The 14,393-nt window shown below is 61.0% G+C and carries 10 protein-coding genes and 1 other RNA gene; 7 read left to right on the top strand and 4 right to left on the bottom strand.

The features are described from left to right. Together RV1423_RS16105 and RV1423_RS16100 are read right to left on the bottom strand one after the other, a co-directional pair. Nucleotides 1–475, bottom strand: a 475-nt coding sequence (locus RV1423_RS16105; protein WP_197034949.1) for a TRAP transporter small permease, incomplete at its 3' end; no start/stop codon positions are given. A gap of 12 nt (nt 476–487) precedes the next feature. After that, nucleotides 488–1,513, bottom strand: coding sequence for a TRAP transporter substrate-binding protein (locus RV1423_RS16100; protein ID WP_034298457.1), 1,026 nt, complete (start codon nt 1,511–1,513; stop codon nt 488–490). Nucleotides 1,514–1,723: 210 nt separating this feature from the next. On the opposite strand from RV1423_RS16100, the gene RV1423_RS16095 reads away from it, so the two are divergent. From RV1423_RS16095 to RV1423_RS16070, 6 genes are all read left to right on the top strand, one after another. Beyond that, nucleotides 1,724–2,818 carry a LacI family DNA-binding transcriptional regulator gene (locus RV1423_RS16095; protein ID WP_034298502.1) on the top strand — a complete coding sequence of 365 codons (1,095 nt, stop codon included), beginning with the start codon at nt 1,724–1,726 and terminating at the stop codon, nt 2,816–2,818. A gap of 276 nt (nt 2,819–3,094) precedes the next feature. After that, entirely contained in the window at nt 3,095–4,642 is a 1,548-nt protein-coding gene (locus RV1423_RS16090) for an efflux transporter outer membrane subunit (protein WP_081768849.1), read from the top strand. 4 nt (nt 4,643–4,646) lie between these two features. Beyond that, on the top strand, nt 4,647–5,837 hold the full coding sequence (locus RV1423_RS16085) for an efflux RND transporter periplasmic adaptor subunit (protein WP_197034948.1): 1,191 nt from the start codon (nt 4,647–4,649) through the stop codon (nt 5,835–5,837). Further along, complete coding sequence (locus RV1423_RS16080) at nt 5,834–9,007, top strand: efflux RND transporter permease subunit (protein WP_034298452.1); 3,174 nt, start codon at nt 5,834–5,836, stop codon at nt 9,005–9,007. Before RV1423_RS16085 ends, RV1423_RS16080 begins: the two co-directional genes overlap by 4 nt. Before the next feature lie 40 nt (nt 9,008–9,047). Continuing rightward, nucleotides 9,048–9,752: a heavy metal response regulator transcription factor gene (locus tag RV1423_RS16075; protein WP_034298450.1), complete on the top strand. Its 705-nt coding sequence runs from the start codon at nt 9,048–9,050 to the stop codon at nt 9,750–9,752. Continuing rightward, the gene (locus RV1423_RS16070; RefSeq protein ID WP_034298448.1) at nt 9,749–11,131 is read left to right on the top strand and encodes a heavy metal sensor histidine kinase; all 1,383 of its coding nucleotides are present in this window, start codon (nt 9,749–9,751) and stop codon (nt 11,129–11,131) included. Before RV1423_RS16075 ends, RV1423_RS16070 begins: the two co-directional genes overlap by 4 nt. Nucleotides 11,132–11,215: 84 nt before the next feature. Here the strand turns inward: RV1423_RS16070 and ffs are convergent. Together ffs and ubiD are read right to left on the bottom strand one after the other, a co-directional pair. Beyond that, nucleotides 11,216–11,314, bottom strand: an RNA gene (gene ffs / locus RV1423_RS29090) — signal recognition particle sRNA small type. A gap of 105 nt (nt 11,315–11,419) precedes the next feature. Next, entirely contained in the window at nt 11,420–12,904 is a 1,485-nt protein-coding gene (ubiD, locus tag RV1423_RS16065) for a 4-hydroxy-3-polyprenylbenzoate decarboxylase (RefSeq protein WP_034298446.1), read from the bottom strand. A 461-nt stretch (nt 12,905–13,365) separates the two neighbouring features. On the opposite strand from ubiD, the gene RV1423_RS16060 reads away from it, so the two are divergent. Next, the gene (locus RV1423_RS16060; RefSeq protein WP_034298445.1) at nt 13,366–14,334 is read left to right on the top strand and encodes a transglycosylase SLT domain-containing protein; all 969 of its coding nucleotides are present in this window, start codon (nt 13,366–13,368) and stop codon (nt 14,332–14,334) included. The last annotated feature ends 59 nt before the right edge of the window (nt 14,335–14,393 follow it).

Genomic DNA, 14,393 nt, shown 5'->3' with positions numbered 1-14,393 from the left:
TGGCTGCCAGGAACATCAGGATCGCGCCGACCGGCAAGGCGGCGGCGCGCAGGCCGTCGGGGATTTCCAGTGCCGGCGTGGTGATCGCCATTTGCTCCGAGGCATGGTCGACGGCCGGATGGATGATCATCAGCACGAAGATGCAGACGATCAGCGCCGCCACGGTTTCCAGCCAGATGCGCCATTTGTCGGAGAGCTTGTTGACAATGGCGGTCAGCCGCATGTGCTCGCCGCGATCCAGCGCCAGCACCGCACCCAGCATCGACAGCCAGATGAACAGGGTCGAGGCCAGTTCATCCGACCAGATCAGCGGATCGTGCAGCGCGTAGCGGTAGAACACGCCGGTCAGCAGCACCGCCGTTTCCACCACCACCAGCGCCGCCGCCACCGCGCCGACCACATGCATGACGCTGCGATTGACGCCCGCCAGCAGACGCGCCAGCGGATTGTGCGGCAACGGTGCCGCGTAGTTCATTGCGGCATCCATTTAGGCCAGTTTCCCGGTGTACTTTTCCAGCAGCGCCCACGCCTCGGGACCAAACTTCTTGTGCCATTCGGTATAGAAACCGGCGCTACGCAACTTGGTGCGGAAGGCTTCGTTATCCGTGTCGTTGAACTGCATGCCCTTACCCTTCATCTCGGCCACCAGTGATTCGTTAAGCGCCTTGACGTCGACGCGCTGCTTCATGCCGGCTTCGTTGATATTGCGCGCGACGATCTCTTGCAGGTCTTTTGGCATCCGTTCAAACGACTTCTTGTTGCCCATGAACCAGAAGCCGCTCCACACGTGATTGGTCATCGAGCAGTACTTCTGCACTTCGTAGAACTTGACCGTCGAAATCACTGCCAGCGGGTTCTCCTGGCCTTCGGCGATCTTGGTCTGCAGCGCGGAATACACCTCGGCGAAGTTGATGCTGGTCGGCGCTGCGTCGAATGCGCGGAACAGCGAGGTCGCCAGCGGGCTCGGCGGCACGCGCAGCTTCATGCCCTTGAAGTCTTCCGGTTTGGTGATCGGACGCGTGCTGGTGGTGACCTGGCGATAGCCGTTGTCCCAGCAGCGCTCGAAGGCGAACAGCGAGGTCGTCGCAGCGATCTGCTTGCGTACATAGGCGCCGAGGTCGCCGTCCATCGCCGCCCAGACCTGGCTGTAATCCCTGAAGGCGAAGCCGACGCCGCTGATCTGGCCGGCCGACACCAGCGTGCCAAGCACTTCCGGCGAGATGGTGAAGAAATCGATGGCGCCTGCACGCACCTGCGACAGCATGTCGGTATCGGTGCCGAGCTGGCCGTTGGGATAGACCTGCAAGTCGACGCGGCCTTTGGATTCGGCGGCGATCTTGGCAGCCATTTCCTTGGCGCGCACGTTCATCGGGTGCGTCATGGGCAGGTTATTGGCGTACTTCAGCGTAAATTCAGCGGCGGCGCTGACCGAACCTGCGTAGAGTCCGGTCGCGGCAGCAGCCGAGGCGACGGAAGCGGTCTTCAAAAAACGGCGGCGGGTCATGGCGTGCATTACGTATCTCCTGGATTTTTATAGGTCGTTGATGACATGCGGACGGTGGACGGCGCATCGAGAAAAGGTTTTCCGTTCCTGCCGTCTCCTTGTATATTCTTGATGTTATTTGATTTATCTTGATTGCTTTTTGCAGAGAATAGGCCTTGCACTTGCTATGGTCAAAGCCGATTCATGATGGTTTTTGATGTAATTAAAAAATATTCCGACATGGCATCTTTTCCTGATTCCCGCGCGCCGGCCGATGGCGCCAACGAAAGCGGACGCGCCCGCGTGAGCGATATCGCGCGCGCCGCCGGCGTTTCCACCGCCACGGTCGACCGGGTGCTCAACCAGCGTCCCGGCGTGCGCGCGGCGACCATGCAAAAGGTCTTGAAGGCAGCCGCTGCGCTCGACTATCTGCCGGAAGCCGATCTTTACAAGGCGATGCAACCCAAGCCGATGCGGCTGGTGTTCCTGCTGCCGCCGCAAAGCAATCGCTTCATGCAGATGCTGGGCGATTACATTGCGTTTTCGGAAGAGCAGTTGGCGCCGTTCAACGTGAAATGCAAATGCCATCACATCGAAGGCTTCAACCCCAGCGTGCTGGCCAGGCGGTTGCTGCACTACGGCCGCCAGGCCGACGGCGTGGCCTTCATGGCGCTCGAGCATCCATTGGTCCGCGAAGCGGTCAACACGCTGGTGACAGAAGGCATCCCGGTGGTGACGCTGATTTCGGACCTGTCGAATTCACGCCGGGCCGCTTACGTCGGCATGGACAACCGCGCAGCCGGACGCACCGCGGGTTACCTGCTGGGCCGCTTCCTCGGCAATGGCAACAGCGGCGGCAAGGCCAAGCCGATGAAGGTGGCGATGATCGCCGGCAGCCTGAGTTATCGCGGCCACGAAGAACGCGAGATGGGCTTCCTGCATGTGCTGGAAGAGATGTTTCCGTATTTGCAGGTGGTCGGCTTACGCGAAGGGCATGACGATGCCGACACCAATTACAAGCAGGCGCGCACGCTGCTTGAGCAGTATCCGGATCTGGTCGGCATGTACAACATCGGCGGTGCTTCGGACGGTGTGGGCCGTGCGCTCAGGGAAAGCGGACGTGAGCAGAAGGTGGTGTTCATCGGGCATGGATTGACGCCGGATACGCGCGGGCTGCTGATTGACGGGACGATGGATGCGATTCTCACGCAGCATCCGCAGAACATGATCATGAATTGTGTGCGGATATTTGCGAATTTGCGCGAGAGGAGAGAGGCGCTGGCGGGGGTGGAGGCGGTGAGGATTAGTGTGATGCTGAGGGAGAATTTGCCTTAGCCGTTGTATGTTTTGTGTTGTTCCGACCGTCCTCTTCAGGCAGTTTCTGCTTTTTTTTCGATCAACTCTTCCCGGCCCATCACCGGCCAGGTCGCCGGAACGGCACACAAAACCAACCTGACAGAAATGTCATATTTCCGTCAGCCTCCGGTTGACCCCGTCCCCTTACAGTAATGTTGTAGAAATATGCCGACAGGTATGCTGCACTCATGCCCATCGGCACTTCCATTTGATCACCAGCCCAATGCACGTCCGACCATGCCTCCGAAACCTTTCATGACAGCGACCACCAAATCGCCACCCAACCCTGCATTCCAGCCAGTTCCACTGTTGTCCGCCGTCGCTTTGGCCGCCGCTGTCCTGCTCGGCGGCTGCGCAGTCGGCCCCGATTATGTCCGCCCGCAAATGGACTTGCCCACGGCCTACAAGGAACAGGGGCCGTGGAAAAATGCCGAACCCGGCCAGATCGACAGCAGCCATCGCTGGTGGGAAGCCTACCGCGACAGCGTGCTCAACGGCCTGATCGAGCAAGCCAACCAGGCTAACCAGAACATCCGCCTGGCCGAGGCGCAATATCGCCAGGCGCAGGCGACCGCCGCCATCGCGCGCGCCAGCCTGTGGCCAACGGTAGGCGCGTCGGCCGGCGCTGGCCGGGCGCAGACCAACAGCAGCACGGCCGGCAGCAAACTTGCCGATACCTACAGCATCGGTCTGAACGCTTCATGGGAAGCCGACATCTGGGGCCACGTGCGGCGCTCGGTGGAAGCCGGCGACGCGTCCAGCCAGGCCAGCGCGGCCAGTCTTGCCGCCGCGCGCCTGAGCATCCAGGCGACGCTGGCGCAGGACTACCTGCAACTGCGCGTGACCGACCTGCAAAAGGATTTGTTTGCACGCACCGTCGCTGCTTATACGCGTTCGCTGCAACTGACGCAACATCAATATGACGCCGGCGTCGCGCTGCGTTCCGACGTCGCCCAGGCGGAAACCCAGTTGCGCTCGGCCCAGGCCCAGTTGATCGATCTCGACGCCACGCGCAACCAGTTGGAACACGCCATCGCCATCCTGCTCGGCAAGGCGCCGGCGGCATTCAGCCTGCCGCCCCTGAACGTCGACAGCAGCGCGCTGCAAGCCAGCATGCCGCCGATTCCGACCGGCCTGCCTTCCGATCTGCTGGAACGCCGCCCCGACATCGCCAATGCGGAACGCCTGGCGGCGGCGGCCAACGCCAACATCGGCGTGGCCCGCGCCGCTTATTTCCCGACGTTGACGCTGAGTGCAAGCGGCGGCTACAGCGGCGTCTCATTCTCCCAGTTGTTCGACACGCCGAGCCGCGTCTGGTCGCTCGGCAGCGCGCTGGCGGCGACCCTGTTCGACGGCGGCGCCCGCAGCGCCCGCAACGATCAGGCTACCGCCGCTTTCGACGCTGCCGTGGCGACGTACAAGCAAACCGTGCTGGGCGGCCTGCAGGAAGTGGAAGACAATCTCTCCACCTTGCGCGTGCTGGATCAGGAAAGCCTGGTGCAGGACCAGGCCGTCAAGGCTGCGCAACTGTCCGAACGCCTGGCGCTGAGCCAGTACCAGGCCGGCACCACAACCTATCTGTCGGTCGTGACCACGCAAGCGGCGTCGCTGACCAACCAGCGCGCCGCGGTGCAATTGCTTGGCCGCCAACTGGTCGCCAGCGTGGCGCTGGTCAAGGCCACCGGCGGCGGCTGGAATGCCGGCGAACTCAATCAGGTGGCGGCGGCTTCTTCCACTGACGCCAACGCCGACAATCCTGTCGCGCCGACCAAAGCCAACCAAGAAAAACAATTTCGCGAGTGAAAGCATGACTACTTCCATGATCCCCAAACGTTCCACCCTGTTGATTTCCGCTGCCGTCATCGTCGTCCTGGGCGGCGCAGCCTGGTCGCTGATGCATCGCACCGATGCCGTGGCAGCGCCCAATCCGCAAGCATCCCAAAGTCCGGCAGTGTCCGTCACCACGGTGCAGGTGCAAGAGCGCGATATTCCGCTATACCTGTCCGGCGTCGGCACCGTAACTGCCAACGCCAGCGTGACGGTCAAGGCACGCATCGACGGCCAGCTCGACAAGGTCGGCTTCATCGAAGGCCAGGACGTCAAGGCTGGCCAGTTGCTGGCCCAGATCGATCCGCGCGCATTGCGGGCGCAACTGGAACAGACCCAGGCGCAGCAAGCCAAGGACCAGGCCCAACTGATCAACGCAAAGATCGACCTGCAGCGCTACACCACGCTACGCCAGCAGGACGCCGCCACGCAACAGCAACTGGATACGCAAAAGGCGCTGGTCGCCCAGCTCGAAGCCGCGGTCAAGACGGATGAGGCGCAGATCAGCTACGCCAAGGTCCAGCTCGGCTACACCACCATCAACGCGCCGATCAGCGGACGCGTGGGCGCGCGCCTGGTCGATCCGGGCAACATCGTCCATGCCGCCGACGCCAACGGCCTGGTGGTGATCAACCAGATCGATCCGATCACCGTACTGTTCACGCTGCCGGAAGACGCCGTGCCGGCCATCAACCGCGCGCAACTGGACAACCGGAAGTCCCTGAAAGTCACCGCTTTCGCCCGCACCAACAATGACGACCCGCTGGCGACGGGCCAGTTGATCCTGCTCAACAACCAGATCGACACCACCAGCGGCACGGTGCAGTTGAAGGCGCGCTTCGCCAATCCGCGGCACACGCTGTGGCCCGGACAATACGTCAACGTCAACCTGCAGATGGACGACCACGCCATGGCGCTGACCTTGCCGGCGGCGGCAATCCAGCGCAATCAGAACGGCACCTATGTCTACATCGTCAAGGCTGATGAAACCGCAGCGATCCAGCCGGTGAAGGTTGCTCGCATCCAGGATGGCATAGCCGTCATTGCCAAGGGACTGGAGCAGTCGCAACGCGTGGTGCTCGACGGCCAGTACAAGCTGAAGCCGGGCAGCCGCATCGTTGAGAACAAAGCCGGCGCCGCCGCCCCTGCCGTGAAAGGATCCGCAAAGTGAGCGTTTCCGCAACCTTCATCAAGCGCCCGATAGGCACCACGCTGCTGGCGCTGGCCATCCTGCTGGTCGGCATTGCCGTCTGGCCGCTGTTGCCGGTGGCACCGTTGCCGCAGGTCGACTTCCCGACCATCCAGGTCTCCGCCAGCCTGCCCGGCGGCAGTCCGGAAACCATGGCGTCCAACGTGGCGCAGCCGCTGGAGCGCCAGTTCTCGCTGATCGCGGGGCTGTCGCAGATGACTTCGCAAAGCGCGCTGGGCAGCACCCAGATCACGCTGCAGTTCGACCTCAACCGCAACATCGACGCCGCTGCGCTGGACGTGCAGGCCGCGATCAATGCAGCGACCGGACAATTGCCGGCCAACCTGCCCAACCCGCCGACGTTTCGCAAGGTCAACCCGGCCGACTCGCCGATCATGATCATGTCGGTGCAATCGGACGCCCTGCCGCTGACGCAGGTCAATGACTACGCCGACAACATCCTGGCCCAGCAGATTTCGCAAATTTCCGGCGTCGGCCTGGTCAACGTCAACGGCCAGCAAAAGCCGGCCGTGCGCATCCAGGTCGATCCGGCCAAGCTCGCCACCATGGGTCTTAGCCTGGAAGACATCCGTGGCGTCATCGCCACGACCACCGTCAACCAGCCCAAGGGCACGGTCGACGGCACGCACCAGAGCTTCACCGTCTACACCAACGACCAGTTGCTGAGCGCCGAGCCGTGGAACGACATGGTGCTGGCTTACAAGAACGGCGCACCGATCCGCGTGCGCGACATCGGCGTCGCCGTCGACGGCCCGGAAAACAACAAGATCGCCGCCTGGGCCTTCGCCGGCGCCGCCGCCGCCGCACCCGACAGCACGCTGACCAACGGCAGGTCGATCGTGCTGGCGATCACCAAGCAGCCTGGCGCCAACGTGATCGAGACGGTCGGCCGCATCAAGGCGGCGATGCCGCGCCTGCGCGCCGCCATTCCGTCCAGCGTGCACGTCAATACGCTGATCGACCGTACCCAGACCATCCGCGCGTCGGTGGAGGATGTCGAGTTCACGCTGATCCTGACCATTGCGCTGGTGGTGATGGTGATCTTCGTGTTCCTGCGCAACATCGCGGCGACGCTGATCCCCAGCATCACCGTGCCGCTGGCGCTGATGGGCACGGCGGCAGTCATGTATCTGGTCGGCTACAGTCTCGACAACCTGTCGCTGATGGCGCTGACGATCGCGGTCGGCTTCGTGGTCGACGATGCGATCGTGATGCTGGAAAACATTTACCGCTACGTCGAAGAAGGCATGTCGCCGATGGAAGCCGCGCTCAAGGGTTCGAGCGAAATCGGATTCACCATCATCTCGATCTCGGTATCGCTGGTGGCGGTGTTCATTCCGCTGTTGCTGATGGGCGGCATCGTCGGCCGCCTGTTCCGCGAATTCGCGGTGACCGTGACGCTGACCATCGGCGTGTCGGTGATCATTTCGCTGACGCTCACGCCGATGCTGTGCTCGCGCTTCCTCAAGAACAGCCATGCCGAACGGCACGGCAAGATGTATCAGTTGTTCGAGCGCTTCTTCGACATCCTGCTGAGCGGCTACAAGCGCGGCCTGGACATTGTGCTGCGCCATCAGTTCATCACGCTGCTGACCTTCCTCGGCACCGTGGCCGTCACGGTAGTGTTGTTCATCATCATTCCCAAGGGCTTTTTCCCGCAACAGGACAATGGCGTGATCGTCGGCTTTGCCGAATCGTCGCAGGACATTTCGTCGCAGGCCATGCAACGCCGTCTGCTGCAGGTGGCGGAAGTGGTGCGCAAGGATCCGGACGTGACCGGATTCGCCATGAGCGCAGGCTCGACCACGTTCAACACCGGCAATTTCTTCATTGCGCTCAAGCCCAAGGACCAGGGCCGTACCGCCGATGCCGGGGAAATCATCGCGCGCCTGCGACCGCAAGTTGCCAAAATCCAGGGGGTGAACCTGTTCATGCAGGCCAGCCAGGACATCAACGTCGGCGGCCGCCTGTCGCGTACGCAGTACCAGTACACGCTGACCGATTCCAACCTGGACGAACTCAATACCTGGGCGCCGAAAGTGGTCGATCGCCTGCGCAGCATGAAGCAACTGACCGACGTCGCTTCCGACCAGCAGAACGCCGCCGCGACGGCGACCATCACCATCGATCGTGCGCGCGCCTCCAGCTTCGGCATTTCGCCGGCGCTCATCGACGCCACGATCTACGACGCCATCGGCCAGCGCCAGGTGGCCCAATACTTCACGCAGATCAACAGCTATCACGTCGTGCTGGAAGTCACGCCTGAACTGCAACGGGATCCGGCGCTGTTCAACAAGCTTTACCTGACTTCGCCGATCACCGGTCAGCAAGTGCCGCTGTCGACCTTCATCAAGATCGACACCACCAAGACCGCTTACCTGTCGATCAGCCACCAGAGCCAGTTCCCGGCGGTGACGATCTCCTTCAACCTGGCGCCGGGCGTGGCGCTGGGCCAGGCGGTTGACGCCATCAACCTGGCGCAGTCCGAAATGGGCGTGCCGACCACGCTGACCGGCGCTTTCCAGGGTACGGCCAAGGCGTTCGGCGATTCGCTGTCGTCGCAGCCTTACCTGATCGCGGCGGCGCTGATCGCGGTGTATATCGTGCTGGGCCTGCTGTATGAGAGCTACATCCATCCGCTGACGATCCTGTCGACGCTGCCGTCGGCCGGCGTGGGTGCATTGCTGATCCTGATGGCGGGCGGCTATGACCTCAGCGTGATCGCGCTGATCGGCATCATCTTGCTGATCGGCATCGTCAAGAAGAACGGCATCATGATGATCGACTTCGCGCTGACCGCCGAACGGCAACAGGGCATGAAACCGGAAGAAGCAATCTATCAGGCCTGCCTGCTGCGCTTCCGTCCGATCATGATGACCACCATGTGCGCATTGCTGTCCGGTCTGCCGCTGATGCTGGGCCACGGCGCCGGTTCCGAACTGCGCCGTCCGCTCGGTTACGCGATGGTCGGCGGCCTGGTGCTGTCGCAAGCGCTGACGCTGTTCACCACGCCGGTGGTGTATCTGTATCTGGATCGCGCGCATTACTGGTACATGAACAAGAAGGAAGCCCGCGCAGCGCGCAAGGCTGCAAAAAAGGGCGTCACGGCGCCTGTAATAGAATCCCACTGACGGCTAAAACAAGTATTGACGCAGCATCGGAGGAGAATGCATGAAAATTCTGATCGTCGAAGACGAGCACAAGATGGCGGACTACCTCTGCAAGGGATTGACCGAGCAGGGCTGCACCGTCGATCTGGCCGCCAACGGCATCGACGGCCAGCATCTGGCGATCCAGCATGATTACGACGTGATCGTGCTGGATGTCATGCTACCCGGTCTGGATGGATTTTCGGTACTGCGCTCGCTGCGCACCATCAAGCAGACGCCGGTAATCATGCTGACGGCGCGCGACCGCGTGGAAGACCGCATCAAGGGCCTGCACGACGGTGCCGACGACTACCTGATCAAACCCTTTTCTTTCCTGGAACTGCTGGCGCGCCTGCAAGCGCTGACCCGGCGCGGACGCGCGCAGGAACCGGCGCAGTTGCGCATCGGCGACCTGCAGATCGATTTGCTGAGCCGCAAAGCCTATCGCAACAACGTTCGCATCGACCTGACCGCCAAGGAGTTCGCCCTGCTCGCCATCATGGCGCGGCGCCAGGGAGAAATCCTGTCGAAGACCGCCATCGCCGAGCTGGTGTGGGACATGAATTTCGACAGCAACACGAATGTCGTCGAAGTCGCCATCAAGCGCCTGCGCGCCAAGATCGATGCGCCGTTCGAGCAGAAACTGCTACATACGATACGCGGCATGGGGTATGTGCTTGAGCAGCGCGCCTCTCAGGTGGAAACGCATGACGAGGAAGACGGATGAGGCATTCCATCATTACGCGCCTGGTGATGATGTTCGCCGCTTCGGCGCTGATTATTTTTTCGCTGATCGGCGGCGTGTTGTACGCGGTCGTCAAGAACGAACTGCTGCGCCATGAACGCGATGGCCTCGTGACCACCTTCAACGACATCGAATACATGGTGTCGCGCGTTGGCACCGTCGATCGCTGGGCGCGCGTGCAGGTCAAGCTCGACACGCTGACGCCGGCCGACGGCAAGGTGCGTTTCTGGGTATTCAGCGACGATCCGCAGTTCAGCTACGGCAAGGACCTGGCCGAGTTGCACGACTTCGATTACGACCCCAACAACATCGGCCGCCTGCGCATCAAGGGCAAGGAATTTCCGATGCATACGCTGACCAAGGTGCTGCCGGCCTATCTCGACCGGCCGGCCATCCGGCTAACCGTCGGCGTCGATACCGAACCCTATTTCGAGACCCTGCGCACCTTTGTCGCCGCCATGATCGGCTTGTCGCTGGCAGGCGTTTTCCTGGTGATCCTGTTCGGTTACTGGATTGCCCGCGCCGGTCTGCAACCGCTGAAGAAAATGTCGAACCAGGCCCAGACCATCAGTCCGAAAACCCTGTCGGAACGCCTCGCCGTATCGGCACTGCCGGACGAGTTGTCGGATCTGGCGCAGGCGTTCAACGGCGCGCTGGACCGCATGGAAAACGCCTACAAACAGTTGGAGGCCTTCAACGCCGACGTCGCGCATGAATTGCGCACCCCGCTGGCCAACCTGATCGGCGAGACGCAAGTAGCCTTGTCGCGCGAACGCAGCGCGCCGGAATTCGAATCGGTGCTGCAATCGAACCTGGAGGAACTGGACCGCCTGCGCTCGATCATCAACGACATGCTGTTCCTGGCCCGCTGCGACCAGGGCGAAGCCGCCACCAGCCTGGTGCATACGGTCATCGTCGATGAAGTGCAAAAGACCATCGAGTTCTTCGAATTCGTGCTCGACGAGATGCAGATGAGCGTGGAAGTGACCGGCGACACCGAAGCCAGCTCGCTGATCGAAACGGCCTTGTTCCGCCGCGCGCTGACCAACCTGCTGCAAAATGCCATCCAGCATTCGCCGACCGGCGCGCGCATTACGATATCCATCGATGCAAAGAACAAGGATGTGCAAGTCGCGGTATCGAATCCCGGCGAACCGATCGAATCGCGCCACCTGCCGCGCCTGTTCGACCGCTTCTACCGCGTCGATACGGCGCGCCGCGACTTCAACGGCGTGCATGGCCACGGCCTGGGCCTGGCGATCGTCAAAGCGGTTGCGCTGATGCATGGCGGCACAGCGTTTGCAACCAGCAGGGGCGGCATGACGACGATAGGTTTCACTGTCGGCGGCAAGATCGCCTGACGATTCTTTTTATTACCGATGGATTTGCAATCTGGATTGGCGCGTCGCCGATGATTGCCGAAGAAACTTCTGAAGTTCAGAGGAAGAGGCGAGCCTTGTCTGCGGCACTTGCAGGAAATGGCTGTGGCTGCTTCGTTCCCGACCTGACCAGGTTGACCATGCCACAATGCGCAGGGGCCCGCCGGCTCGAATTGTACCTCATCTGCGCCGCCGGCGCGAGCGCTGTTCGCTGCAAATGGAGAAATGGCGGCGACCGCGGGATCGCGGCGCGCCTTGGATTTTCCCGTCTTATATTCCCAGCTCTTGCCAGATGCTGTCGATACGCTGCTTGACGGCATCGGTCATCGCAATCGTCGTACCCCACTCGCGGCTGGTCTCGCCCGGCCACTTGTTGGTGGCGTCGATGCCCATCTTGCTGCCGAGTCCGCTGACCGGCGACGCGAAGTCGAGGTAGTCGATCGGCGTGTTGTCGACCATGACAGTGTCGCGCACGGGATCGACGCGCGTGGTGATGGCCCAGATCACTTCTTTCCAGTCGCGGATGTCGACGTCTTCGTCGACCACCACGATGAACTTGGTATACATGAACTGACGCAGGAAACTCCAGACGCCGAACATCACGCGCTTGGCGTGGCCGGCGTAGGACTTCTTCATCTGCACCACCGCCATGCGATAACTGCAACCTTCGGGCGGCAGATAGAAGTCGGTGATTTCATTGAATTGCTTCTGCAAGAGCGGGATGAACACTTCATTGAGCGCCACGCCAAGCACGGCCGGTTCGTCCGGCGGTTTGCCTGTATACGTTGAGTGGTAAATCGGATCGCGCCGCATGGTGATGCGATCGATCGTGAAGACCGGGAACCAGTCCTGCTCATTGTAATAACCGGTGTGGTCGCCGTACGGACCTTCGAGCGCGTGCTCGTACCCGGACTGATGCGATTCGTCGGGATAGATGTGCCCTTCCAGCACGATCTCGGCCGAGGCTGGCACGCGCAGCTCGCTGCCGATGGCCTTGACCAGCTCGGTGCGGCTGCCGCGCAGCAGGCCCGCGAACTGGTATTCGGACAGGCTGTCGGGCACCGGCGTCACCGCGCCTAATATAGTAGCGGGATCGGCGCCGAGCGCGACTGCGACCGGATAAGGCTTGCCCGGGTTGGCGATGCAGTGTTCGCGGAAGTCGAGAGCGCCGCCACGATGCGCCAGCCAGCGCATGATGACCTTGTTGCGGCCGATGACCTGCTGGCGGTAGATGCCGAGATTCTGGCGCTTCTTGTTCGGACCTTTGGTAATTACCAGGCCCCATGTAATAAGAGGCGCAACGTCGCCCGGCCAACAATGCTGGATGGGCAAGCGGTCGAGGTCGACGTCGTTGCCTTCCCATACGATATCCTGGCACGGCGCCGCACGCAGTTCCTTGGGCGCCATGTCCCACAACGACTTGACCAGCGCACCCAGGCCCATGACGTCCTTGAACCCTTTGGGCGGCTCCGGTTCTTTCAGTTTCGCCAACAGATGGCCGATGCGTCTTAATTCGCCGACATCTTCCGCCCCCATGCCGAGCGCCACGCGGCGCGGCGTGCCGAAAAGGTTGGCAAGGACCGGGATATTTTTCCCCGCGACTCTGTCGAAAATCAGTGCCGGTCCAGAGGCACGCAAGGTGCGGTCGCAAATCTCGGTCATTTCCAGATAGGGCGAAACGGGTACCGGAATGCGTTTTAATTCTCCGGAATGTTGCAGTTGCGAAATAAAATCGCGTAAATCTGAATATTTCATTTTTTTTCGCTGGTTTTCTGTAGCACAGCCCTTAGGTGAGATAGCCCGGGCAAACGGTTGATTTTATTGATTTTTGGCGGTATACCCCTCCAAAAATAAGACTTAAAAGTTATATTAAATCGCTTTAATAGTATTGACTTGATATAAAGTGGCTTCTACAATTCGCGCACCTTGATCAAAGGAGCCGGGTTAGGAACCCGAATCAGCTCGCAAGGTTTCACGGGAACGGGGTCCCACTGGCATTTTAAGGAGTGTTATCAAAAGGCGTCAGCCTTCTCCCCCGAACATGGTTGTATTGCGCTGCACAGGAGCCGCCGGCCCTGCAGTAACAGCAAACAACACGTAGCTTGCCGTAACGCTTGGCGACGGCAGTGTTTTGATTGTGATGCATGTAGTGGTGATCCGGTTTTTCACTCTTGGCCGGCTTTGCTCTATGTAAGTTGCAACATTCAGGAGGTTCAATGTTAAACCAACCTATAGAGGCGCAGCCGAGCTCCGCCTCAGAGATGGTTGATCAATCTGCACAATGGGCGAAGTCCATTCCAAGCAGAATTGGTCGCTTTTTTACTGCGGCGCACTATGCCCTGACTCTGGTCGGCATCGCTGCTCTGTTCATGCTGGGCTTGATGTTTTTCAACCCGGATTTCGCAGACAAGATCATCGCCATGTCGCCATTCTCGGACGGCCAGGTCGAAGAAGTCGTTCACGAAGCGCCACCGCTGACCAATTTGATGGATATGCCCGCGCCGGCCCTCAACGCGGCACAGCCTGCAACTGCCGCCGCCATTGGGTCGTTGACCGATGAAGATCGCAAGATACTGGGCACGCCTCGCCAGCAGAAACTGGTGACCGACTGGCTGTCCAAGCGTTACCGTGTGGCTGGCGATGCGACCGATATGCTGGTGTCCGCCGCTTACCTGACGGCACGCGAGATCAAGCTCGATCCGCTGCTGATCCTGGCAGTGATGGCAATCGAATCGCGTTTCAATCCGTTCGCGGAAAGCCCGATGGGCGCGCAAGGCCTGATGCAAGTCATGTCCAAGATCCATCACGACAAGTTCCAGGAACTGGGCGGCGTCAAGGCGGCGCTCAATCCGGTCGCGAACATCAAGGTCGGTTCGCTGATCCTGAAGGAATACGTAACCCGCGGCGGCTCGGTGGAAGCCGGCCTGAAGAGCTATGTCGGCGCCGCCGACATGGAGAACGACGGCGGCTATGGCCTGAAAGTCCTGTCCGAATACCAGAACCTGAAGCAAGTTGCTGTCGGCAAGAACATCTCGATCTTCACTACTGCGTTAGTCAAGCCGCAACCGCCTCGCCCCGCTGCACCGGAGTCGGCGCAAGCCAAGCCGACCGCTGTCGGCGACATGGCTGCCGCAGCCCAGAAGAATCAAGGCGCGACTGCTACCGAAGAAATCGCCGCCCTGTAATCAGCACGGCAATTTCTTCCGCGCAAGCGAGCATTAAAAAAGGAGCCGACGGCTCCTTT

This window comes from Herbaspirillum sp. RV1423, assembly GCF_000577615.1.
Taxonomy (GTDB): Bacteria; Pseudomonadota; Gammaproteobacteria; order Burkholderiales; family Burkholderiaceae_D; genus Herbaspirillum.
The sequence above is the reverse complement of the archived record's forward strand: the minus strand, read 5'-3'. Positions and strand labels throughout refer to the sequence as shown.